This window comes from uncultured Winogradskyella sp. (assembly GCF_963975125.1).
GTDB lineage: Bacteria > Bacteroidota > Bacteroidia > Flavobacteriales > Flavobacteriaceae > Winogradskyella.
On sequence record NZ_CAXBGB010000049.1, the window covers coordinates 1 to 23,363 of the forward strand.

The following is a 23,363-nucleotide window of genomic DNA, read 5'->3' on the forward strand; positions in this document are numbered from 1 at the left end:
ATAAAATTAGGGCAAGAAATCATTGAAGAAAAGTACGGAAATTTATTTCAGATGTATGAGAAAATCATTGCTGAAAATCCGTATGAAACTCCAATGATGATATATCCTGCAACGCACTATACAATGGGTGGCGTTTGGGTTGATTACAACTTAATGACTACTGTTGAAGGTCTATATTGTATTGGTGAAGCTAATTTCTCTGACCATGGCGCTAACAGACTTGGAGCTTCTGCTTTAATGCAAGGTTTGGCTGATGGTTATTTTGTACTACCATATACAATAGGTGATTATTTATCAGATGATATTCGTACCGGAAAAATTTCTACTGAGACAAAAGAGTTTGATGAAGTTGAAAAAGAAGTAAAAGATAAAATTGAATTTTTTATCAATAATAAAGGAACAAAAACTGTAGACCATTTCCATAAACGTTTAGGAAAAGTAATGTGGGATAAAGTAGGCATGTCACGTAACGAAAAAGATTTAAAAGAAGCTATGGCTGAAATTAAAGCGATTCGTGAAGAATTCTGGAAAGATGTTATGGTTCCTGGATCTGCTAACGAAATGAATCCTGAATTAGAAAAAGCGGGTCGTGTAGCAGACTTTTTAGAATTAGGAGAGTTATTTGCTAAAGATGCTTTAGTAAGAAACGAATCTTGTGGTGGACACTTTAGAGAGGAATCTGTGGAGTTAGATGGCGAGCAAAAAGGAGAAGCAAAACGTAATGATAAAGATTTTGCTTTCGTATCTGCTTGGGAATATAAAGGAGAACCTGCTGATGCGGTTTTACATAAGGAAGAATTAGAATTTAAAGATATAGAATTAAAACAACGTTCATATAAATAGAATAGAGAATAAAGATAAGAGAGAATAGAAATTGATGGGCTTTAGGAAAAGGCATAATTATAAAAATTTAAAGATTTGGCAATTAGGTCTTGAAATAGCAAATGAAATTTCAGAAGTTTTTCCTAAGCATGAAAGATTTGATTTGTCATCTCAAATAAGTAAATGTTCTGTTTCTATGCCTAGTAATATTGAAGAAGGTTCTGCAAGAACAGATAAATCTTTTTCTCATTTTATTGATATTTCATTAGGATCATCTTTTGAACTTGGAACACAATTATTAGTTGCTCATCATAGAAAATATATTGATGAAACAACTTTGAAGAATTTAGAAAATAAAAATGAAGAATTTCAAAGAATGACTATGGGTTTTCAAAATGGATTGAATTAACAATCTGTTTTCTTTTATCTATTTTCTTTTTTCTAATTCTAAAAGTTGAATTATTATCATAATATTAAAGTTAATTAATTAGCTTTTTTTAAACGAGAATTAAATGAATTTAACACTTAAGATTTGGAGACAAAAGGACTCAGAAGCAAAGGGCAAAATGGTCGATTATAAAGTAACTGATATTTCGGAGCATATGTCTTTTTTAGAAATGTTGGATGTTTTGAACGAGCAATTAGTCAACTCTGGTGAAGAACCTGTTGCATTTGATCATGATTGTCGTGAAGGAATTTGCGGTATGTGCTCATTGTACATTAATGGAGAAGCACATGGGCCAGATAGAGGTATTACAACATGCCAGTTACACATGAGAATGTTTAAAGATGGTGATACTATTACTATTGAACCATTTAGAGCTGCTGCATTTCCTGTCATAAAGGATTTGATTGTTGACAGAATGGCGTTTGAACGTATTCAGCATGCAGGTGGTTACATTTCTGTAAATACATCTGGAAACACACAAGATGCTAACGCACTACCTATTTCAAAACACGCAGCTGATGAGGCTATGGATGCTGCAGCTTGTATTGGTTGTGGAGCTTGTGTGGCGAGTTGTAAAAACTCTTCAGCAATGCTATTTGTTGGGGCAAAAGTGTCGCAATATGCATTATTACCACAAGGACAAGTTGAAGCCGCAGACCGTGTTAAAAACATGGTGGCACAAATGGACCTAGAAGGCTTTGGTAACTGTACAAATACAGGAGCTTGTGAAGTAGAATGTCCTAAGGGCATATCACTAGAGAATATTGCACGTATGAATCGTGAGTATTTATCAGCGACTTTAAAAGGTTAGCACGTCCCAACCTACCTTAACGGCAGGAGTTAAATGATATACAAATCCCAAGTATGAATAGGCTTGGGATTTTCACTTTTCTTATATTTCGGTTTTATTACAAAATTATGCAAAATCCAGATTCTTTTTATAAAGAACAGTTAGAGTTAAATCAAGTAGAGTCTAAGCGCATTTTCAAGCAAATGAGCCTGTTGAGTATATTAAGACTTTCTGTTTTTGTATTAACCACTTTTGCTATATACTTTACTTTTAATCAATGGCAAGTAGCTGCCGTGATTGGCATTATAGGCACAGTGATATTTCTATTTTTATTATCGAGATATACTGATATAAAATCGAAGAGATCACTTCATAAAAGGTTGGTTATTATTAATGAGGATGAACTTAAAATTGCATCAGGTGATTTTCATGACAGAGTGAATGGGACTCAGTTTCAAAACCCGAAACACCATTACAGTTTAGACATTGATTTATTTGGAATAGGTTCCTTTTTCCAGTTTATTAATCGTACAGCTATTAAAGAAGGCACAGAGAAACTTACAGAGCATTTACTAGCTAATGATATCTCAAATATTGAAACAAGACAGGAAGCGATTCAAGAATTAGCATCATTACCAAAATGGAGACAAAATTATTCTGGAGTTGCTCAGGGCGTGGAAGTTGAAAATTCAGCAAAATCTATTATAAAATGGCTTAAGGATTATAAACCTTTTTTAGGCTCAATTCAATATTGGTTTACAATTGGTTTTAGCTTTACTTCTGTTTTAATTTTGGTATTAGGAATCACTGAGATTATTTCGATTACGCGTGCTGGTTATTTGTTGTTAGGTTGGTTAATCTTAGGCTTAGGAATAACAGCAATGTATTTAAAGCGAATTAATAGAGTCGCTCAAAACACAGAAAAAGCAAAGGATACTTTTAGGCAATATGCTTTGTTATTAGAACGGATTGAAACAGAAGAATTCAAATCGCAATTACTTAAAGAACAACAACAGAAAATTCAATCCGAAGATTTAAAAGCATCACAATTATTTTTAAAATTCTCAAAAGCCTTAGATGCATTAGACAATAGGAATAATTTAATTTCAGCCATTTTTGGAAACGGATTGCTGCTTTGGGACATTAGGCAAACCTATCACGTAGAACAATGGATTACAAAATATGCGGATAAGGTTGAAGATTGGTTTAATGTTGTAACCTTCTTTGATGCTTATAATAGTTTTGGAAACTATGCTTTTAATCATCAAAGTTTCACGTACCCTAAAATTACAGATCAACCAGTTACTATTTTAGCCGAATCCTTAGGGCATCCATTATTGAATTCAGAAAAACGTATTGATAGCGATTTAGAACTACAAGAAGAGCAATTTTTTATTATTACAGGCGCAAATATGGCTGGTAAGAGTACGTTTTTAAGGACCGTAGCACTTCATATTGTAATGGCCAATGTTGGTATGCCAGTTTGTGCAAAGCAAAGTAAATACAAACCAACGAAGTTAATTACAAGTATGCGAACCACTGATTCCTTAACGGATGATAGTTCGTATTTTTTTAGCGAATTGACTAGACTAAAATTTGTAGTTGATATAATTGCAAATGACACAGACTATTTCGTGATTCTAGATGAAATACTTAAAGGAACAAATAGTACAGATAAGGCAATCGGCTCACGCAAGTTTGTAGAGAAATTAGTAAAACTTGATGCCACAGGAATTATTGCTACACACGATTTAAGCCTCACAGAAATTGAAAAAGAACTAGAAGCTGTAAAGAATTACTACTTTGATGCAGAGATTATAAACGACGAGCTCTATTTTGACTATAAACTAAAACAAGGTGTTTGTAAAAACATGAATGCCAGTTTTCTGTTGAAGAAGATGGAAATTGTTTAAATAAAAAACCCTCTCTAAAAATAGAGAGGGTTTTAATAATTTATAAGAAAATAATTTTCTAAGCCTCAAAAGGCTCAATAGAAACGTAAGATCTGTTATCTTTTTTCTTAGTAAATTTTACTAGACCATCAACTTTAGCATGTAAAGTGTGATCTTTTCCTTGGTATACGTTTTCAGCTGGGTGATGTGTATTACCACGTTGTCTCAATATGATATTTCCAGCAATAGCAGCTTGCCCACCAAAAATCTTAACGCCTAAACGTTTTGATTCTGATTCTCTACCATTCTTCGAACTACCAACTCCTTTTTTATGAGCCATGATCTTAAGGTTTTATATTGTTATACTTAAGTAGTTTAGCAATTAAGCTTTACCACCATCTAATTCGTCTTGCCATTTTTTAAGCTCATCCCACTTACCATTAGCAGCTAATTTAGCTTGTGCTGGCCAAGTATCGGTAACGTGATTTCCACGAACACCCGAGATGATTTCAGAAATTGCTTCTGGTTTAGCCTTAGCTAAATCAGCAAATGTAACGATACCTGCCTCTACTAGAGTAGATGCTATTTTTGGCCCGACACCTTCAATTTTCTTTAAATCGTCAGCTTTACCAGTTGTTTTTGGAGCGGCAGCCTTAGGTGCAGCTTTTTCAACTTTAGCAGCAGCTTTCACTTCTGCTTTTGGTTCAGCTTTCTTAGTTTCTTTTTTTGGAGCAGATTTTTTAGCTCCAGAAGTAGTAATACCTTCAATTACGATTTCAGTTAAAGATTGTCTGTGTCCATTTTTAACACGGTAACCTTTACGCCTTTTCTTTTTGAAAACTATTACTTTGTCACCTTTAAGGTGCTTCAAGACTTTTGCACTTACTTGTGCTCCGTCTATAGCTGGGGCGCCTAAAGTTATGTTGCTACCATCTTCTATTAAAAGAACGTTATCGAAAGAAACTTTCTTACCTTCTTCAGTAGATAAACGGTTAACAAAAACTCTTTGGTCTTTTTCAACTTTAAATTGATGCCCTGCTATCTCTACAATTGCGTACATAGCGTAACGTTTTTATTAATTTGTTTATTAAAAAATCAACTTTCTTCTCAGAAAGCGGATGCAAATATACTCCTAAATTCGTAATTCACAAACGTTTTGAGGGTTTTCGAGCGGTTTTTACACTTGTTTGTTAAGCGATTAAATTCCAAGATCTAAATCCAAGGTATTTTTAATACAGTTTTCACATTATATTATGTTAAAAAAGAAGAATCATTCCTTATTTTTGTAAGGCTATATGTAACAATATGCATTTAGTACAGACAAATACTTAAACAATTTAAAATTTAAACACACTTAATAATGAAAAAAAGCTTATTTACTCTAGCTCTTTTGTTGTTAGTTGGATTTCATTCAACAGCACAAAAAGTAGAATTCGAAGAGTTTGATTTAGACAACGGTTTGCACGTAATATTGCACCAAGACAACACGGCTCCGGTTGTTATAACATCTGTAATGTACGATGTTGGAGGAAAAGATGGAGATAGAAGCCGTACAGGTTTTGCTCATTTCTTTGAACATCTATTATTTGAGGGGACAGAAAATATAGAGCGTGGTGAGTTTATGAAAATTATACCTGCAAACGGTGGAACTTTCAATGCTAACACTTCTCAAGACAGAACTTACTATTATGAAATCTTTCCTTCTAATAAATTAGAATTAGGATTATGGTTAGAGTCTGAGCGTATGTTGCACCCAGTAATTGATCAAGTAGGTGTAGATACTCAGAATGAAGTTGTTAAAGAAGAAAAACGTCAGAGTTACGAAAACAGACCTTATGGTGGTCTTTTAAAGACAATAGGAGAGAATCTTTTTGAAGTGCACCCTTATAAAGATGAGAATATTGGTAAAATGGAGCATTTAGATGCTGCTACGTTAGAAGAATTTAACGCATATTTCAAAAAATATTATGTACCAAATAATGCAGTTTTAATTGTAGCTGGAGATATAGATACAGAAAAAACTAAAAAAATGGTAAAAGAATATTTTGGTGCTGTTAAGAAAGGACCAGAAGTAGTTCGTAATTTTCCAAAAGAAACACCAATTACAGAAACTAAGAAAGCTGTAGCTTATGATAAAAATATTCAAATTCCAGCAATTATTGCGGTATATAGATTGCCTGGTCAAGCTACAAGAGATGCCTATGTTTTAGATATGATTTCTACATACCTAAGTGGTGGTAAAAGTTCAGTTCTACAAAAGAAATTAATGGATGAGCAAAAACAAGCTTTAGCAGTACAAGCTGTAAACATTCCACAAGTAGATTATAACATATTTGCATTATTTGCTTTACCACTAGGAGAAGTTAGTTTAGAGACATTATTAGCAGAGATGGATGAAGAAATTGTTAAAATGCAAAATGAATTAATAAGCGAACGTGATTATCAAAAACTTTTAAACCAGTTTGAAAATCAATTTGTAAGCTCTAATTCTAGTATTGCAGGTATAGCAAGTTCTTTAGCAACATACTACTTATTATATGGTGATGTTAATATCATTAATAATCAGTTAGAGACTTACAGATCTATTACTAGACAAGAAATTCAAGATGTGGCTAAAAAATACTTAAGCCCTAATCAACGTGTAGAAGTAGAATATTTACCAAAAAAAGATGATCAATAATATGAAAACAATATTTAACATGAACACTAAAACAGTAGCGTTTTTCGCATTATTTATAATGACTATTGGTGCAAGTGCACAGATAGATAGATCTAAAATGCCTGTCGCAGGTCCAGAACCAGAAATTTCTATAGACAAGCCTCAAGAATTTGAATTAAAAAATGGTTTAAAAGTTCTTGTGGTAGAAAACCATAAGTTACCAAGAGTATCTTATTCTTTAAGAATAGACAACCAACCAATTGCCACGGGTAAAAAAGCAGGTGTAGAAAGTTTATTGGGAAGTATGTTAGGTAACGGAACAACAACGATTTCTAAAGATAAATTTAACGAAGAAATAGATTTCTTAGGTGCAAGTTTAAGCTTTGGATTTAGTGGAGGTTTTGCAAGTTCATTAACAAAATATTCTGAGCGTATATTAGAATTATTAGCTGGTGCAGCTATTAATCCTTTATTAACTGAAGAAGAGTTTGAAAAAGAAAAAACAATTCTTTTAGAAGGTTTAAAATCTGAAGCAAAAAGTGCAGATGCTATTTCTAGCCGTGTTGGTTCAGCATTATCTTACGGAACAAAGCATCCTTATGGAGAATTTGTTACAGAAGAGACTATTAATAATGTAACTTTTGGAGATGCTGTTGCCTTCTACCAAAAATACTTTAACCCTAACAATGCATATTTGGTTGTTATTGGTGATGTAGAATTTAAAGATGTTAAGAAGCAGATAAAAAAATATTTTAATGATTGGTCAAAATCTGTAGATGTAACTTCAACGGTTGCAAAACCAAGCCCAAATGTTCAGTACACTCAAATTAATTTTGTAGATGTACCAGATGCAACACAGTCTAATCTTTCAATTACAAACAATGTAAATTTAAAGATGAACGATGCTGATTATCATGGGGCTTTAATTACTAACAACATCTTAGGTGGTGGTGGTGAAGGTTATTTATTTAAAAACCTTAGGGAAGAGCATGGTTACACTTATGGTGCTTATTCTAGTTTAGGCACAAATAGGTATGGTGCTTCTCGTTTTAGTGCCTCCGCTAAAGTTAGAAACATGGTAACGGATAGTTCAGTAGTAGAAGCTTTAAAAGAAATAAATAGAATTAGAACAGAACCTGTAGATGCTCAGACTTTAAAGGATGCAAAGGCGAAGTACATTGGCAATTTTGTAATGGCTTTAGAGCGTCCACAAACAATTGCTAATTATGCTTTAAATATTAAATTAAACGACTTACCAGAAGACTTTTATTCAACCTACTTACAGAAGATTAAAGATGTATCTGTAGAGGATGTGCAAAGAATCGCTAACAAATATTTTGAAGCAGAAAACTTAAGAGTTATTGTTGTTGGTAATGGATCAGAAGTATTGGATAATTTAGAGAAAACGGGTATTCCTATTAAATACTACGATAAATATGCTGCACCAACAGAAAAGCCAACTTACGAGATCCTTATTCCAGCAGATATGGATGTATCTAAAGTATTGAATGCATATATAACTAAGATAGGTGGTAAAGACCGTTTAGACAACGTGAATTCGGTTAAAATGAATGCTGAAGCAGAATTACAGCCTGGTGTAATGATGAATCTTGAAATGAAGAGAACTAATAAAAATCAGTTCTCACAAGAGATAATTGCAATGGGGCAATCAGTTATGAAAACTGTTGTAGGTGTAGATAGTGGTTATATGGTTATGCAAGGACAGCGTAAAGATATGAACGAAGACGAGCTTAAAGACGTTAGAGCTGAATCATCTCCTTTCCCAGAAGTTAACTATTTAAACAGTAGTGTTACATTAGAAAAAATTGAAAAAGTAGATGGCGAAAATGCTTATAAAGTAAAAGTTGATGATGAGACTTCTCTTTATTATAGTGTTGAAACTGGCTTAAAAATTAAAGAAGTAAAAACTTCGCAAATGGGTTCTCAATCTACTTTTTATGGAGATTACAAAGAAGTAGCAGGAATTATGTTTCCGTTCAAAATTTCTCAAACCATGGGACCTCGTAAATTCGATTTCATAGTAAAAGAAGTAAAAGTTAACGAAGGTGTAACAGATGCAGATTTCGATTAAGCAATAAAACCAATAAATAATTTATTAAAACCGAAGTGAAAGCTTCGGTTTTTTTATATTTTACGGATATGAGAAAGATAAACACCAACTAATATAAGTAATGCTGCTAAACCTTGAATATAACTAAACCCTTCACCATCTAATACTCCCCAAACTAAAGCTACAATTGGCATAATGTACGTTACAGATGAAGCAAAAACAGGTGTGGATATTTGTACCAACTTATTAAAGAGAACCTTGGCGATTGCAGTTCCAAATACAGAAAGAATGGTAATGTATAATAGCGCATTTGGTAAAGCGGGATTATTAAATGTCTCTGAAGTAAAAAAATCAGTAAACAGAAGTATAATCAATGCTGGAATAACAATAAAAACATAATTACCAGCAGCAATAGCTAATGGTTTTACATCTTGTAAGTAGCGTTTTATAATATTTACGTTTGCAGCATACATTAATGTAGAGGCAATTACAAATCCTGCATACAAGTAATTTTGATTAGGATTCAATTCGGCACCTTTTAAGATAAGAATTGCAGTTCCTAAAAAGCCAATAATAACTCCTAAAACCTGTCGTTTTGTAGATGCAATTTTAAATACAGCAAAACCTAATAAAATAGTATTTAAAGGCACAAGTGAATTTAATATCGAAGCTACGGCACTATCAATCTCTGTTTCAGCAATAGCAAAAAAGAAAGATGGAATAAAAGAACCAAGAAGCCCAGAAATGATTAGCCACTTCCATTTAGCTTTAGGGATGGTTTTTAATTTATTATAGCCAGCTAAGAGAAGAATTGCACCAGTTATGATAGTGCGTAAAGCACCAAGTTGGTATGCTGTAAGTCCTAAAAGTGATTTTTTAATTAAAATAAACGAACTTCCCCAAATTACAGATAGAATTAAAAGGTAGATCCACTTAATGTTAGGGTTTTTCATACAAACACAATGTAAAAGAATCACAAAAATCGTTAATTCTTACACAAGAAGCATTAAGATTTATTAGATTTAGTCAAAATTCAATAATTTAAATTTATGAAGACCTTTAAGAATATCTGTTTTGTTGCAATTATAGCCTTAGTTCTTACATCTTGTAAAAATGAAACTCAGCCAGAAGTTAAAACTGTAGATATAGAAGTGACTAAAAAAGACGTTTCTACAAATTTAGATCCCAATGCTACTTATACTAAAGTAGAATTTAGTATTGATGGCATGACCTGTGAAGTGGGATGTGCAAAAACTATTGAGAAAAAAATGGCTAAAATGGAAGGTGTTAAATCTGCAAAAGTAGATTTTGATAAGCGTATAGCTATGGTTGAATATGATGAAGCTAAAGTGACTCCGAAATCTTTAGAAGAGACAGTAACAAAAGTTGCAGACATTTACAAAGTTAAAGACGTAAAGATTGTTGAAGACTTTGGTTATGAGGTTAAAGCTTGTAAAGCAGACTGTAATAAAGCATGCTGTGCAGATAAATCTGATGCTAAAAAGAAAGCTTGTGAGACAGATTGCAAAGAAGCATGTTGTGCAAAAGAAAAAAAGTCTTAGAAAATTTACAGACTTTAAAATAAAAACTATAGCTATCTGAAAGGATGGCGGTTTTTTATTGTACTTGTAGTAGAATAAAAGCTATAGCAAGGCACCCAAAAGGTAAAAGCCACAATAAATAGATTGATGTATGTTTAGGTTTTAGTTTAGCGTTAAGGACGTTTCTTTTTTTACCATTATAGCGCATCCAGTTTTTAAAAATTACAAAGATGGCAATTAAAGTAAACAACACCCAAAATTTTGTTGACGACATAACTAGCATTTTCATTTGGCCAGCAAACGCTATAAAAAATGAAGCTAAAGCTAATATTATTGACATCTCTAACAGATTTATATATACTAATGCTATGGTTAGACTTCGCTTACCAATAGTCTTTTTGTAGTGATTAAAAATGGAAATGTAAAAAGTGTCTAGCATAAGTTTTATTTTAAAAAAAAAGCCTGCTAGAAAACTAACAGGCTAGAAATATATTTAAAATTAATAAACTACAATCCTAAAACAGTAAAGTTATCAATTTCGTATGTTCCATCTTCGTTATTAGAATTATCTCCACCTATATATTTAAAAGCAACATATCCCATTCCAGAATAACCACTTAAATCGATAGACCCAGAACTCACCCAATTTTGGTAGAATTCATTATCACCAACAATATTACCAGGCAGTGAAGACCAATTTGCAGTTGTTACACCAGCTTCAGTTCCATCCCAATCTGTAGAGATTAATAACTCTAACTCACTGTTATCAGAAAAACTATTAGAGGACCTAAAGCTTAATAATTCATTAGATAACGTATCAAAGTTAATAGCTGGCGTAATTAGCCATGCAATATTTACATTATCATTTGAATTAAAAGCTCCCATTGATGCTATTTTACTACCTGAATTTTGATTATCACTAGATGTAGTTACTCTCCAAGTAAAGCCACCTTCTTCAGCATAATTAGTCCAACCATTTCCAGATACAGCAGAGTTATTTGTCATTCCTTCAAAATCTTCTTCAAAAATATTTGTAAAATCTTCGATGTTTAATAATGAACATCTTTCATTTGTAAATTGTACGTCATTTAAAGAATTTAATGCCATAACTAAATCATCACCACCAAAAGATTGAGTAATAATACCAGATATTGAACCTCCATTTTGAGTAGGTAAAGGAACATTGTAAAAATTAGCAAAAGAACTTGTTTCTAGTATAAAGTTAGAGTATTCAAACCCTTCGCATGCTTGCACAGTGCGTTGAGTGTCAAAATCTTCTGAAGAATCACCATATGGTTGCCCTTGGAGATTCGTTGGAAATTCAGTATTGTTTATTTTTACAAACATTCCTATATGACTAGAGTTAATATCAGTCATATTTAATTCTAATGCTGTAATTGCTTCTGTAACATTAGATCTAAATAATTGTTGTGGTATTTGATTTCCTGTAAACTGACCAACTTCATCATCATTAGGTTTTCCTCCAATAGCAATTATATCAGAAGATGTTTGACCTATGTACATATCCATTAATCTTATATAGACCTCTCTTCCTTTATTAAATTGATTATAACTATCTGCTTGGTTTAATATTACACCAATAGCAGCAGTTGGGTTTTCTGGCGAATCTTGAATATAGAATTCTTTATAAAAATTTCCAGTTTCATCACTAGAAGAAACATATCCTTTTACTACGATATTAGATGTAATCTGAAGAAACTTGTCATAATCAAATCCGGTTTGGGCATTTTCATAAGTCGTATAGATGTCTTTTAATTCGCCTATAGAAATTGGAATAAGAGTATTATTATCTAGCCCAGTTAATATGGTTTGTAATCCTTCGTTTTCTTCTTCTCCTAAACTGTTAGGAACAGTATAATCATCATCTTGTACACAAGACGTAATAGCTACAGAGGCTATTAAGACCATTATTATTTTTAAAAATTTAATCGTTTTATTCATAACATTTTTATTTGTAATTATTGAATTCATGAATGTTTCACATTTCATAATTGTAATATTATTTGTTTATTTTTCTTTTTCTAAAATCTAAGATACACATTTACAAAATAGTTTGTGCCACGACCATACCAATATTTAGGACCAAATACTCTTTTGGTAAGGCTAACGTCATCTCTTAACGCTCTGTAATCTGCCCTTCTACCTTGTTCATATCCACCTGTTTTGTATTGCTTATCTAATAGGTTACCTACACTTGCAAAAAAACCAATGTATTTGTCTCCTATTTTCCAAGATTTACCTCCAACTAAATTTATAACCATGTAGTTATCAAATTTTTCTTGTTTTAATAATCCTCTTGCAACTACAGGATCATAATCATTATAAGGCAGGCCATCAGCATCTGTATAGAACTCATTAGATCGCGATAATGGGCTTACATCTACATAAGTATTGTCAAAGAAGTTAGCTGTTGCGCCAAACCACCAGTAATCTGGGTCTCTGTATTCAAAACCTACAGAGTATGCTGTTTGTGGGCCACCAGCGATTTTGTAATTTTTTAAGTTTGAAGTACTAACTACTCCAGATGTATTTATAATATCTCCACCTTGTGTATTAATAAAATCTTCTGAAGTTGAAGTAACATATAAGTCAGGATTATTGTCATAAGTATATTGACCAACTGAAGCTGCACCTTTTAATTTAATAGTTGGTGTAACTTGAGCTTCTATCCCTAACTCTCCTCCAAAATGTTTTTTATCTACACCAGACAAAACTTCTTGAATAAAACCGGTAGTACTACCTTGGGTAAAAAAGAAAGAAATTTCATTAGCATCTTCTATTGTAGTATAGAATCCTGTTAATTTTGCTTTTACTATTGAAGATCTAAAAATATAACTAGCATCTACAGATGTTATTTTTTCTTCAGTTATATCAATATTAGGATTGTTTACTCCATTAATCTTACCAACATAATCTTGGCTCTCTCTAGAGTTAGTATATGTATTTCTAATAGATGGTGCTTTAGTAATATAACCACCATTAATATTTAATAAGTGTTTCCCAGTAAATTTATATGTAAGTCCTGCTTTTGCACCAACACCTGTAAATTCTAATTTATCACCTTTACCAAAAGAGTTATCTAATTCAACTCCTCCTTCACTAAAGACTTGATTTTCGTTTTTGTATAAACCTTCTCTCTGATAATCTGTTTTTTTAATACTACCAGATAAGTAAAAATCAATTTTATTGTATTTAAACTGCGCTTGAGCAAAACCAGATAACTCATTAACATATAGGTTGTAATTATATCTAAACTTATCACCCTCTAAAGCAACTTGATTAGGATTATTTAAATCAAATTGATTTTGATTAAAATAATCTATATTTAAAACACCTGTTGTGCTTCCTAATAAATCAATAATTTCAGCAAAATTTTCAGAATCTAATTTTTTGTAATTTATACCACCATTTAATATTACATTCTCATTTATTTCTGTGTTAAAAATAGTGTTTAACGTTAGTTGTTTGTCATCATTTCTATCTTCATATAGCACATAAGCAGCATTTGCACCAGAGAGATTGTTTGTTAAGTTAGCATCAATAATTCTCTCCCAATTAATTTGTCCATCGTTAATAAATTGTTGCTCTGCCTCATAAGCTCCTTCTAAGTCACCATCTTCTAAAAAATTGCTAGGTAAGTCTTGGTAGTAAGACGGACTTGGGTTTCTTCCACCAGGATAATCTAAACGACTGTTTCCTATTTTACCAAATTGGTATCCAATATTAGTATTTAAGCTTGTCTTACTAGAAATGTCCCAATAATGGTTTAGCATAATAATAGGCTCTTCAACTTCTTTTATACGAGAGTTCCGTTTCTCACCATCTAAATTACCCCAAAATTCATTGTATTTAATACCTTTAAGGTCATAAACTTCTTGAGTATTTGCTGAAGATTTCCCTCTTCTATTTTGTGCATAAATTGATGTAAAATTTATACTATGTTTATCGTTAATTTTCTTTTCTACTGAAGCAAAGAATGAATTAGAATCGTATAAAGTAGCATCTTGATAGCCTTCATTTCCCCATCTTCTACCCATCATAAAAGCGTAAGACCAACCACCTTCAACTAAACCAGAGGCATAACTAGCCAATGCGCGATTTGTGTAACTTCTATTTGATGATGAATAAGTAATACGACTGCCCTTTCTATATTTAGAAGCTCTAGTAATTATATTAGATGTTCCTAAAACACCACCAAAGGTGTATTCTGAAGGCGTTAAACCAGAGGTTAATACTTGGTTACGCATCATATCATTTAAACCTCCCCAATTACTCCATTGTGGTCTTCCGTTGTAGAGCTTGTTCATTTCAATTCCGTTAATTAAAACCGAACTATTGTCTGAATCTAAACCTCTTAACCTAAAGAAAGAAGAACTAAATTCAAAAGCTGCAGTTCTTTGAAAAACATCTAAAGAAGAAGAAAGTAACCCAGAGATATTATCTGCACCACTTGTGTCGTCATTAAGTTCGTCATCAGAAAGTGAAATTGTAAATAAATCCTGATTTTCAGTGATACCCCTATCTAGAGTCATATCAGTAATATTTACGGTCTGTCCTTCGTTTACAACAATAGGATAACGTTTGGTCTCATACCCAATTTTAGAAATTCTTAAAACTTGTTCTCCCAATGGAACATTAGAAGAAAAAACAAATTCTCCAAGAATATCTGTAAGAGTTGTTTGTTCAGTTCCCTCGATAGTTATTGTAACATTTGATATGGTCTGAAATGAGATAGCATCTTTTACGCTACCTTTAATAATAGTATTTTGAGCCACTATCGTAAAAGAAGAAAAAACTCCAAATAATAAAACAATTAAACTTTTTTTCATAACTAATTTTAAAGTTAATAATCTTTTCACATTAAATAAAATGTGATTTAAGGCTTGCAAATTTACATTATTTATAATAAATATATACTTTTGGCTCAAGATTTGTAATATAGTTGTTGTAAATATAATATCCGCTAAATGAAAAGTTCAAAATTCACGTTAATAGTTATGCTCCTTTTTGCATTTGTAAGTATAAATGCACAGGAAAAGAAAAAGTTCAAAATACATACTGTAGCTTTCTACAATTTAGAAAATTTATTTGATACAATAAATGATCCCACAAAGTTTGATGAGGCAAGTCCTATTATGGAAATGGATGAATCTAATAGAGCCGAAGTTTATGAAAAAAAGGTTCGTAACATGGCAAGAGTAGTTGCAGACATTGGTTCTGAGAATACAAAAAATACACCAGCAATTATTGGAGTTTCTGAGGTTGAGAACAGACAAGTACTTGTAGATTTAGTTAACGATCCTCAATTATTAAATAAGGATTATGGTATTATTCATTACGAATCTCCAGACAAAAGAGGAATCGACGTTGCTTTACTTTATCAAAAATCACTTTTTAGGCCTATTGAAACAAGTTCTCATGAATTACTTATTTATGATGATTTAACAAGAAAACGTGTATATACAAGAGATCAGTTGTTAGTTAGCGGTGAGTTAGAAGGCGAATTAATACATATTATTGTTAATCACTGGCCATCTCGTAGTGGTGGAGAAGCGAGAAGTAGATCTAAAAGAGTTGGTGCAGCAAAACTGAATAAACGCATTATAGATTCCTTACAATCCAAAGACCCTTATGCTAAAATTATTACCATGGGAGATTTAAATGACAACCCAACAAATGCGAGTGTTAAAGAGGTTTTAAAAGCAGAGCGAAAAGAAAATAAAGTTGGTTTTAAAGGAATTTATAATCCTATGGAAGGGTTTTTTAAACAAGGCTTAGGTTCTAATGCCTATAGAGATGCTTGGAGTTTGTTTGATCAAATTTTAATATCACAACCATTTTTAGAGAAAGATTATTCTTCGTTTAGGTTTTATAAAGCAGGTATTTTTAACAAATATTATTTAACCAATAAACACGGACGCTATAAAGGTTATCCATTCAGAAGTTTTGCTGATGGTGGTTTTACAGATGGTTTTAGTGATCACTTTCCGGTTTATATCTACCTTATTAAGGAGGTAATAGAGGAAGAGGAAACGGAAGCAGAAAATTAGAATTTTGTTTTAACACATAAAAAGAGCGTCCTGAAATATTTCAGGACGCTCTTTTTATGCTTAAGTTTTTAACTTAAAACCAAGTTTTCCAAGGAATTTTAGCCAATACTAAGATTAATGCTATGGTATAAAAAACAGCAAGCATTTTAAATTTTTGTTTAGAAACTAGCTTCTTCTTATGCTTAGAATATCCAACAGTAACTAATACTACCGCAAAAATCATTGTTATAGGATGTTCAATAATATTAGAACGTAATACAGCATTTTTCATCACTTCTCCCATACCACCAACTTCACTTATCGTTGAGAAATAATCTTTTGTAAAAAATAAAATAAGACCTAATAACAACTGAATATGCATTGTAATTAACGTAAATAATGAAATTCTAAAATCTTTAGCATCAAATTCCTTGTCTCCAAAAAATTTAATAAGTGCATTTACTGTTGCTAATACCAAAACAACTAAGACTAAATAAGCCCAATATGAATGTAAAAATTGAATCATTTTTATAATTTGATTAGTTAATTTAAAAATACAAAAGTAATGATTTGAGTGCGAATGTAATTATTCTGAAATAGTAATTTTATGTTTCAGTTCATTTCCGAGCTCATCTATTACAGTAATAATATGATCTCCTGAAGAAGGTAAAATAGCTATATCATGGATATTTTTTGTGCTACCAACATAGGTATTGTCAATATACCAATAGATTTCAAACTCTGGTTTTGAGTGCGCAACTTTTAAAACTAAATCGTTAGTATTACCATCAAAATCTTTAGGTAGATAAATAGTGCTCTGCTGATTTGGATATATAAATTCCATAGAAATCTCCGAAGATTTTGAACAATCATTTCTATATGGAGGTAAAGGCTTGTAAAACGGATTCTTGGTTTTAAAGTAATAAGCTTGTAAAGGAGGAAGAATAAACCACGATTTATTAACTATCCTCGAAACTGATTCACATGAAGAATTAACTAGATAATGCTCCGTCACATCCAAATGAACCAATTTATGATAAGGACAAGACGCTGTTTTTTTACCACTAGCCTGTATAAAGCGGAGCTCTGTATTATCGCAAATGGGCGATGCTCTATAACCGCTTTTTTTACAGATGTTAACTTCTAACATCTCATCATACGGTTTTGCAAACCAATTGCTATTTGGTAATAAATCAAACACATCAAATAGAATAGGAGCAGCAGTTTGTACACCAACCAATCCTGGTCGTCCTTCTCCATCTGCATTACCAACCCAAACGCCAACTACATAATCTGTTGTTGTACCAATAGCCCAAGCATCTCTAAAGCCAAAGCTAGTTCCTGTTTTCCAAGCTATTTCTTTTGAAGAATCGTAATATTCCCAACTGTTGTCTCCCTCTGGTCTATTTACTTGTTTCATGCTCTCAAAAGTGAGATAAATGGAAGCGGCATCAAAAACAGTTTTTTCATTATTTAGTTTTCCAAAGTCGATAGACGCTTCAGAATTATAAATAGGTTGGCAAAACTCATTAGTAAAATATTGACTAGAATTTTCATTAAAATGATTTACAGTAGAGGCCATCGCGGCATAACTTTTACATAAATCCCAAAGGTTGCTTTCTGCACCACCAAGCACTAGAGACAACCCATAATGATTGGCATTGTATTTTAAATCTTTAAGTTTCAGCTGTTTTAAATAATGATAAAAACGATCTAAACCAAAATCCTGAAGCATTCTCACTGCTGGGACATTTAGAGAACGCGATAAAGCCTCATTTGCAAACACGGCACCGTCATAAGATTTATTGAAATTTTCTGGCTGGTAACTGCCAAATTGTGTTGGCACATCTGCAACCAAAGTATTTGGTAATAAATCGCCAGCATCTAGCATTGATGCGTATAGAAAAGGTTTTAAAATACTTCCTGTACTTCTGGGTTTATCAATAATATCTACACTTTTTTGATGTGCATTATCTGTAGGTGAATTGCCAACATAAGTTATAACTTCTCTAGTGTTTACATCGAGAATCAACACAGAAATATTATAGATTTCGTTTTGCTTTAATAGATTGTAGTGTTGTTTTACAATGGCATTAGTCTGTGCCTGTAACGCGATATTAACCGTTGTCTTAATACGCTCACCTTTTTGTTTTCGTGCTATTCTCTGAAGTAAGTGCGGAGCAATTTGAGGCAACGGATAGGGTTTTTGAGGTAAGCCTTCAGCAATTGATAACTCATAGGTTAATTCATCAATGGTGCCATTTTTAAAAAGTTTTTTGAGTAGACGATTGCGTTTTTCTAGCAAGCGCTTTTGATTTTTACCTGGATAGATTAAACTCGGTGCATTTGGTAATACGGCTAGAGTTGCATTTTCAGCCCAAGACAAATCGGAAGCATTTCTATTATAATACCTCCAAGATGCAGCATCGATGCCGACAACATTCCCACCAAAAGGTGCATAACTGGCATATAAATTTAAAATATCATCTTTTGATAGTCTAAATTCTAATCGTGTTGCTAAAATCAGTTCTTTAAATTTTTCAAAATAACTCCGCGACTGTCCTTTTCGAGATAAGCGAATCACTTGCTGTGTAATAGTACTTCCTCCGCGTTTTACAGAACCAGAACTTATATTTCCTTTTAAAGCTTTAAAAATTGAAATGGGATTAAAACCAGGGTGCTTATAAAAATATTCGTCTTCAAATTGAAGAATACAAATCTTGAATTTATCTGGTACACTATCACTAACAGGAAATCTCCATTGACCATCATCTGCAATTAAAGCACCTAATAATTCATTAGAGTTACTTGTAATAATAGTAGCTGTAGAATCTTTAAATAATTGCTGAGGTAAACAGAAATAATAAGCGAGAAGTAGAACAAAAATCACTAAAGATTTTATTCTATTTCGCTTTAAATATCTAATTAACCTATACATGTACTATACAAAAGCAGTTTTTATGGCCTTTTCGTCGAAAAGTCAAAATTATTACACAAACTTATCTATATATTTAAACGTGCGAAACTCTTTCTTAGATCTTAAATTATTCATAATTTTTTGTATTTCTTTTTTCTCAAAAGAAGTGCATGCGCAATTGGGATTCTGTCAAGGAAATTCTGGCGATCCGATATTTACAGAAACTTTTGGTACAGGGCTACAAGATTCTTCGTTACCTGCAGAAACAACTACATACGCTTATGCAAATGGTCAAGATCCTAATGATGGCCTTTATACCGTTTCTAGTAACTCAGACTACTTTGATTGGTTTGATGTTAATGACCATACACCAAACGATACTAATGGTAGAATGCTCATTATAAATTCTAGTTTTTCTGCTGGGGAATTTTACAGAACAACAATAAATGGCTTGTGTGAAAATACAACCTATGAGTTTTCATCTTGGCTACTTAACCTTTCTCCCTTAGGAGGATTTTGCGGATCCGGTGTTATTCCAATAAATGTAAGATTCGAAATTTGGGATAATACGGATACTAATCTTTTAGCAAGTGGTGATACTGGCAATATTACAAGTACAACTTCTCCTCAATGGAATCAATTTGCTCTTGTATTTCAGTCATTACCAAGTCAAACATCAGTTTTATTAAAGATGAAAAATAACGGAGCTGGTGGATGTGGTAATGATGTTGCTATTGATGATATCGTTTTTAAAACCTGTGGTGATTTTGTATCGGTTAGTGATGGTGTTGGTAATGCAAGCATTAGCATTTGTAGTAGTCAAATACCGTATACAACATCGCTAACGGTTACTCCAGATTTTTCTGTGTTTAGCAGTCATTTTTATCAATGGCAAGAAAGTACAGATGGGATTTCTTGGATTGATATTGTTGGTGAAACGAATCAAAATATTTCACTTGCCGGAATTACAACAACGACATTTTATAGATCTAAAGTTGCTGAGTCAATGATAAATTTGAATAATTCATCGTGTAATACGATTTCAGATATGTTTCAAGTTAATATTGTTTCTGTTCCTGTGATGCCAACAATTGAATGTTGGGAGACGGCAACTTTTGATGATGCTTCCTGTAGTTGGTCAGTTACTGGATCGCAGCCATCTACTCCAACCGGATTAGAGTGTTGGGAAACCGCTACTTTTAACAATACGACTTGTTCATGGGATATAGCAGGAACGCAAACAGTTCAACCCGTTATCGAGTGTTGGGAAACGGTTACTTTTAATACTACTACTTGTTCTTGGGATATTTTAGGAGCACAACCAGAAGAGCCTACAGGTTTAGAGTGTTGGCAAACAACGATTTTTAATGACATTACATGTAGTTGGTCTGTTACTGGTGCTGAGCCAGCGCAGCCTACAGATCTGTTGTGTTGGCAAACTACCATGTTTAATGAAGCAATTTGTGAATGGGAAATTATAGGAACTCAACCCTTAGAATTTAGAGATGAGTTTCTGTTTATATGTGAAGATGAAACGCTTACTTTAGAAGCAATTTCTTCAATTGCAAACCCATCTTACGATTGGGTTTCTGGTGAAATAACATCATCAATTACTATTGACAATGCTGGTATTTATGAAGTTGAAGTGACTGATGGTTGCTTTACAGAAATCATTGCGTTTAATGTTACTTTAATTGAAGCGCCTGTAATTGAAAGCATAATAACCAATGGGAGTTCAATACAAGTTAATATTTTTAATGCTGGTAACTACCAGTATTCTATTGATGGTGTAAATTATCAGTTTAGTAATGTCTTTAATAATGTTGTACCAACCGGATTATATACAATTTATGTAAAACCTAATGATTGTGATGTTGTTGTTACACAAGAGCATTTTCATTTTTACATTCAAAAGTTTATAACACCAAATGGTGATGGAGAAAATGATTTCTTCACATTGAATATTGCTCAGTATTTTGCATCTTCTGAAGTCTATATTTTTGATCGCTATGGTAAATTGTTATTTTCAGCTAAGAATACAAATGTCTTTTGGGATGGAACTGTGAATGGAAACCAACTGCCAACCTCAGATTATTGGTATCGCATTGTTTTAGATGGCAAGGAAATTAAAGGCCATTTTACACTTAAGCATTAATTGAAATGTCATTGCGAAGCAGGTCTTTTAGACAGCTGTGGCAATCTCATGAAGAATAGTGATAATTAATTTTGAGATTCCTGCTTTCGCAGGAATTGGTACTCACGTCCTACTTTACAAATTCTCACATTATACCAATTATACCATTGTTCTCTGCCTTTTTGTTGAGCAAATAGGTGTTCTGTATTTGCTTTCCAATTTTTTATGGCGTCTAAACTTTCCCAATAACTCACTGTAATACCTACGTCGTTTTTTGCACTGTCTATACCTATGAAACCCTTTTGTTGTTCAGCTAAGGTTTCCATTTTGTCAGCCATTTCTGCATAGCCTTTGGTATTTTCAGTTTGTGTTGATGTAAATATTACAGCAAAGTATGGTTTAAAGTTTTTCATTGTTTACGAGCCTTCAGGCATTTCAAATTCAATTATTTTTTCAGTGATATTATCTTCAAAATCTGTAAGTATAAATTTAATAAAAACGCGGTTTGTTGACACACTAACAGGAAAATCTTTTATGTTCTCTATAGTTTTAACATAGGCCAACCAGTCTTCGCCACATTTATCAATCACATCATCTTTTAAATCTTTTGTAGCGGTTTCAATAAAATTAATCCAGTCTTTTTCTGTAAAAGTTAAGGTCTCAAAAGTATTAGACTTTAATTGCTTAAGAGGCTTCCACTCTGTATCGAATTGTTTCCATTCATTTGAGTTACAATTAGCATCAGAACTCATAAAAGAGAAACTGTTTTCATAACGTTGAAATAAACTCACATGTTTGTAATCATTATCTATTAGAACAACATTTTTCCCTTCGGGTGAATCACTTACATCTACATTAATTGTGCTAGAATCCTCACTTTTTAAATTATGACTTCTTTTATAATCACTTGTTGCCAAGTTTTTAATTTCCACATCCAAATTATCGAGTTTAAGGCGAATAGTTCTGGCAATTTTATTTGGTGATAAATAGCCATTAAAGACAAAACCAATATGGTTTCTAGTTTCAACCTTTACCCATTCTCCAGTTACTTTTTCTCCTGCATCAATAATGACGAGTTTAATATCTGTTTCTTCTAATACACCAATAACCTCACCATAGGACAGCTTAGTCAACATTTTTGCACTTACATCTGGTTGATCTCTAAGTGATAATCCACTTTCTGCGGCTACATATGCTTCTTGTTGTGCTGTTACTAGTGCTACATTGAATACCAATGCGATCGCTAAAATCTTTTTTAAATAGTTCATAATTTCTTGTTTTTAAGTTAAACATTTTAGCGGTTTGTGTTATACCATTTATACCTCGAATTAATTCAAAGTATAAATGGTATTGTAGGATTCTTGTCTGTCGACCGACAAGTTTTAGTTTGTTTGTTATTTTTCTACTGTGACCCATTCCCCTTTATTTCTTACCAAATAATCATCATTGTCATACATGGCTTCAGCTTGTGTTCCAGGTAAATAATAAGTTCCTAAGTAAGATGCATTCAACATTACAGAGAAGGTTTTGGTGCCATGCTTTCCTTTTCTACTCATATTAAAATAGAAGTTGACGCGATCATCTCTAATGTCTGTATATCTAGCATTACTCACAGTAGTATCACCAAAATCAGTAAAACGTGTGTTTACAATATCCCAACCTGATGGGAATATTTGTGTTAAGGCCACATCATTAACATAATCTCTCGTTAGATTAGAAATGCTAACTGTTGCTACAAAATCTTGACCTTGTTGTAATTTAGTGACATCAATTTTATTGCCTTGCAAATCTTTATAGACTGTTGAAATAGAGAAACCACGTTGCTCTGCGATTTCTTCTCCTAGTTTTAGTTTACCAGAGTTTAAAACACGCACATAAACTAAATTATCTTTTCCGTTTGTAAGATTCATTTGATTTGCACCTTCGTTTATAGGAATATTACGTTGTGCAATGCCGTTTTGGGTATCAATAGTTTCTGTTTTTCCGTTGATGCTATAGGTGAGTTTTAATTCTTTACCACCATTCTGCGTAATCATTTT

19 protein-coding genes and 1 pseudogene are annotated in these 23,363 nt (G+C 32.5%); 10 read left to right on the forward strand and 10 right to left on the reverse strand.

Translation table 11 applies throughout. The features are described from left to right. From AAC053_RS08595 to AAC053_RS08610, 4 genes are all read left to right on the forward strand, one after another. Positions 1-843, forward strand: an 843-nt coding sequence (locus tag AAC053_RS08595; protein WP_339755357.1) for an FAD-binding protein, incomplete at its 5' end; no start/stop codon positions are given. Positions 844-877: 34 nt separating this feature from the next. Continuing rightward, on the forward strand, positions 878-1,231 hold the full coding sequence (locus tag AAC053_RS08600; protein WP_339755359.1) for a four helix bundle protein: 354 nt from the start codon (positions 878-880) through the stop codon (positions 1,229-1,231). Positions 1,232-1,334: 103 nt separating this feature from the next. Continuing rightward, a complete protein-coding gene (locus AAC053_RS08605; RefSeq protein WP_339755361.1) occupies positions 1,335-2,081 on the forward strand; it encodes a succinate dehydrogenase/fumarate reductase iron-sulfur subunit in 747 nt (248 codons plus the stop codon). Between the two features lie 107 nt (positions 2,082-2,188). After that, complete coding sequence (locus AAC053_RS08610; protein WP_339755362.1) at positions 2,189-3,973, forward strand: DNA mismatch repair protein MutS; 1,785 nt, start codon at positions 2,189-2,191, stop codon at positions 3,971-3,973. A 58-nt stretch (positions 3,974-4,031) separates the two neighbouring features. Here the strand turns inward: AAC053_RS08610 and rpmA are convergent, their stop codons facing one another. Together rpmA and rplU are read right to left on the reverse strand one after the other, a co-directional pair. Then, positions 4,032-4,292, reverse strand: a complete 261-nt coding sequence (gene rpmA, locus AAC053_RS08615; RefSeq protein ID WP_173587455.1) for a 50S ribosomal protein L27 — start codon at positions 4,290-4,292, stop codon at positions 4,032-4,034. Positions 4,293-4,334: 42 nt separating this feature from the next. Further along, on the reverse strand, positions 4,335-5,012 hold the full coding sequence (gene rplU, locus AAC053_RS08620; protein ID WP_339755364.1) for a 50S ribosomal protein L21: 678 nt from the start codon (positions 5,010-5,012) through the stop codon (positions 4,335-4,337). A 300-nt stretch (positions 5,013-5,312) separates the two neighbouring features. On the opposite strand from rplU, the gene AAC053_RS08625 reads away from it, so the two are divergent. Next, positions 5,313-6,632, forward strand: a complete 1,320-nt coding sequence (locus AAC053_RS08625; protein ID WP_339755366.1) for a pitrilysin family protein — start codon at positions 5,313-5,315, stop codon at positions 6,630-6,632. A gap of 19 nt (positions 6,633-6,651) precedes the next feature. Next, a complete protein-coding gene (locus AAC053_RS08630; RefSeq protein WP_339755367.1) occupies positions 6,652-8,703 on the forward strand; it encodes a pitrilysin family protein in 2,052 nt (683 codons plus the stop codon). A gap of 53 nt (positions 8,704-8,756) precedes the next feature. Here the strand turns inward: AAC053_RS08630 and AAC053_RS08635 are convergent, their stop codons facing one another. Beyond that, on the reverse strand, positions 8,757-9,635 hold the full coding sequence (locus tag AAC053_RS08635; RefSeq protein WP_339755369.1) for an EamA family transporter: 879 nt from the start codon (positions 9,633-9,635) through the stop codon (positions 8,757-8,759). Positions 9,636-9,731: 96 nt separating this feature from the next. On the opposite strand from AAC053_RS08635, the gene AAC053_RS08640 reads away from it, so the two are divergent. Continuing rightward, positions 9,732-10,244: a heavy metal-associated domain-containing protein gene (locus AAC053_RS08640; protein ID WP_339755370.1), complete on the forward strand. Its 513-nt coding sequence runs from the start codon at positions 9,732-9,734 to the stop codon at positions 10,242-10,244. A 209-nt stretch (positions 10,245-10,453) separates the two neighbouring features. Then, on the forward strand, positions 10,454-10,627 hold the full coding sequence (locus AAC053_RS08645) for a hypothetical protein (RefSeq protein WP_339755372.1): 174 nt from the start codon (positions 10,454-10,456) through the stop codon (positions 10,625-10,627). Between the two features lie 103 nt (positions 10,628-10,730). Here the strand turns inward: AAC053_RS08645 and AAC053_RS08650 are convergent, their stop codons facing one another. Beyond that, complete coding sequence (locus AAC053_RS08650; RefSeq protein WP_339755374.1) at positions 10,731-12,152, reverse strand: DUF5689 domain-containing protein; 1,422 nt, start codon at positions 12,150-12,152, stop codon at positions 10,731-10,733. A 113-nt stretch (positions 12,153-12,265) separates the two neighbouring features. Further along, the gene (locus AAC053_RS08655) at positions 12,266-15,073 is read right to left on the reverse strand and encodes a carboxypeptidase regulatory-like domain-containing protein (protein WP_339755376.1); all 2,808 of its coding nucleotides are present in this window, start codon (positions 15,071-15,073) and stop codon (positions 12,266-12,268) included. 168 nt (positions 15,074-15,241) lie between these two features. Here AAC053_RS08655 and AAC053_RS08660 point away from each other — a divergent pair, with 168 nt between their 5' ends. Then, positions 15,242-16,294 (forward strand): endonuclease/exonuclease/phosphatase family protein, encoded by a 1,053-nt coding sequence (locus AAC053_RS08660; protein WP_339755378.1) that lies wholly within the window; start codon positions 15,242-15,244, stop codon positions 16,292-16,294. A 73-nt stretch (positions 16,295-16,367) separates the two neighbouring features. On the opposite strand, the gene AAC053_RS08665 is transcribed toward AAC053_RS08660, so the two are convergent. Continuing rightward, complete coding sequence (locus AAC053_RS08665; protein ID WP_339755380.1) at positions 16,368-16,799, reverse strand: hypothetical protein; 432 nt, start codon at positions 16,797-16,799, stop codon at positions 16,368-16,370. A gap of 60 nt (positions 16,800-16,859) precedes the next feature. Next, on the reverse strand, positions 16,860-19,211 hold the full coding sequence (gene pbpC / locus AAC053_RS08670) for a penicillin-binding protein 1C (protein ID WP_339755382.1): 2,352 nt from the start codon (positions 19,209-19,211) through the stop codon (positions 16,860-16,862). Between the two features lie 157 nt (positions 19,212-19,368). Between pbpC and AAC053_RS08675 the strand changes: the two genes are divergently transcribed. After that, entirely contained in the window at positions 19,369-21,345 is a 1,977-nt protein-coding gene (locus tag AAC053_RS08675; protein ID WP_339755384.1) for a T9SS type B sorting domain-containing protein, read from the forward strand. A gap of 65 nt (positions 21,346-21,410) precedes the next feature. Here AAC053_RS08675 and AAC053_RS08680 read toward each other — a convergent pair whose 3' ends face one another. The 3 genes and pseudogenes from AAC053_RS08680 to AAC053_RS08690 form a co-directional block, all read right to left on the reverse strand. Further along, positions 21,411-21,737, reverse strand: coding sequence for an antibiotic biosynthesis monooxygenase (locus tag AAC053_RS08680; RefSeq protein WP_339755386.1), 327 nt, complete (start codon positions 21,735-21,737; stop codon positions 21,411-21,413). A 3-nt stretch (positions 21,738-21,740) separates the two neighbouring features. Then, entirely contained in the window at positions 21,741-22,592 is an 852-nt protein-coding gene (locus AAC053_RS08685; RefSeq protein WP_339755388.1) for an SH3 domain-containing protein, read from the reverse strand. A 126-nt stretch (positions 22,593-22,718) separates the two neighbouring features. Beyond that, positions 22,719-23,363 (reverse strand): annotated as a pseudogene (locus tag AAC053_RS08690) (hypothetical protein); the annotation flags it as partial.

Excerpts from the sequence above, each read along its gene's own strand:
- AAC053_RS08610 (WP_339755362.1), top strand. The coding sequence starts at position 2,189 with ATGCAAAATCCAGATTCTTTTTATAAAGAACAGTTAGAGTTAAATCAA.
- AAC053_RS08645 (WP_339755372.1), top strand. The coding sequence starts at position 10,454 with ATGGCAATTAAAGTAAACAACACCCAAAATTTTGTTGACGACATAACT.
- AAC053_RS08660 (WP_339755378.1), top strand. The coding sequence starts at position 15,242 with ATGCTCCTTTTTGCATTTGTAAGTATAAATGCACAGGAAAAGAAAAAG.
- AAC053_RS08655 (WP_339755376.1), bottom strand. The coding sequence starts at position 15,073 with ATGAAAAAAAGTTTAATTGTTTTATTATTTGGAGTTTTTTCTTCTTTT.
- rplU (WP_339755364.1), bottom strand. The coding sequence starts at position 5,012 with ATGTACGCAATTGTAGAGATAGCAGGGCATCAATTTAAAGTTGAAAAA.
- rpmA (WP_173587455.1), bottom strand. The coding sequence starts at position 4,292 with ATGGCTCATAAAAAAGGAGTTGGTAGTTCGAAGAATGGTAGAGAATCA.
- AAC053_RS08600 (WP_339755359.1), top strand. The coding sequence starts at position 878 with ATGGGCTTTAGGAAAAGGCATAATTATAAAAATTTAAAGATTTGGCAA.
- AAC053_RS08625 (WP_339755366.1), top strand. The coding sequence starts at position 5,313 with ATGAAAAAAAGCTTATTTACTCTAGCTCTTTTGTTGTTAGTTGGATTT.
- AAC053_RS08665 (WP_339755380.1), bottom strand. The coding sequence starts at position 16,799 with ATGATTCAATTTTTACATTCATATTGGGCTTATTTAGTCTTAGTTGTT.
- AAC053_RS08630 (WP_339755367.1), top strand. The coding sequence starts at position 6,652 with ATGAACACTAAAACAGTAGCGTTTTTCGCATTATTTATAATGACTATT.
- AAC053_RS08680 (WP_339755386.1), bottom strand. The coding sequence starts at position 21,737 with ATGAAAAACTTTAAACCATACTTTGCTGTAATATTTACATCAACACAA.
- AAC053_RS08605 (WP_339755361.1), top strand. The coding sequence starts at position 1,335 with ATGAATTTAACACTTAAGATTTGGAGACAAAAGGACTCAGAAGCAAAG.
- AAC053_RS08640 (WP_339755370.1), top strand. The coding sequence starts at position 9,732 with ATGAAGACCTTTAAGAATATCTGTTTTGTTGCAATTATAGCCTTAGTT.
- pbpC (WP_339755382.1), bottom strand. The coding sequence starts at position 19,211 with ATGTATAGGTTAATTAGATATTTAAAGCGAAATAGAATAAAATCTTTA.
- AAC053_RS08650 (WP_339755374.1), bottom strand. The coding sequence starts at position 12,152 with ATGGTCTTAATAGCCTCTGTAGCTATTACGTCTTGTGTACAAGATGAT.
- AAC053_RS08635 (WP_339755369.1), bottom strand. The coding sequence starts at position 9,635 with ATGAAAAACCCTAACATTAAGTGGATCTACCTTTTAATTCTATCTGTA.
- AAC053_RS08685 (WP_339755388.1), bottom strand. The coding sequence starts at position 22,592 with ATGAACTATTTAAAAAAGATTTTAGCGATCGCATTGGTATTCAATGTA.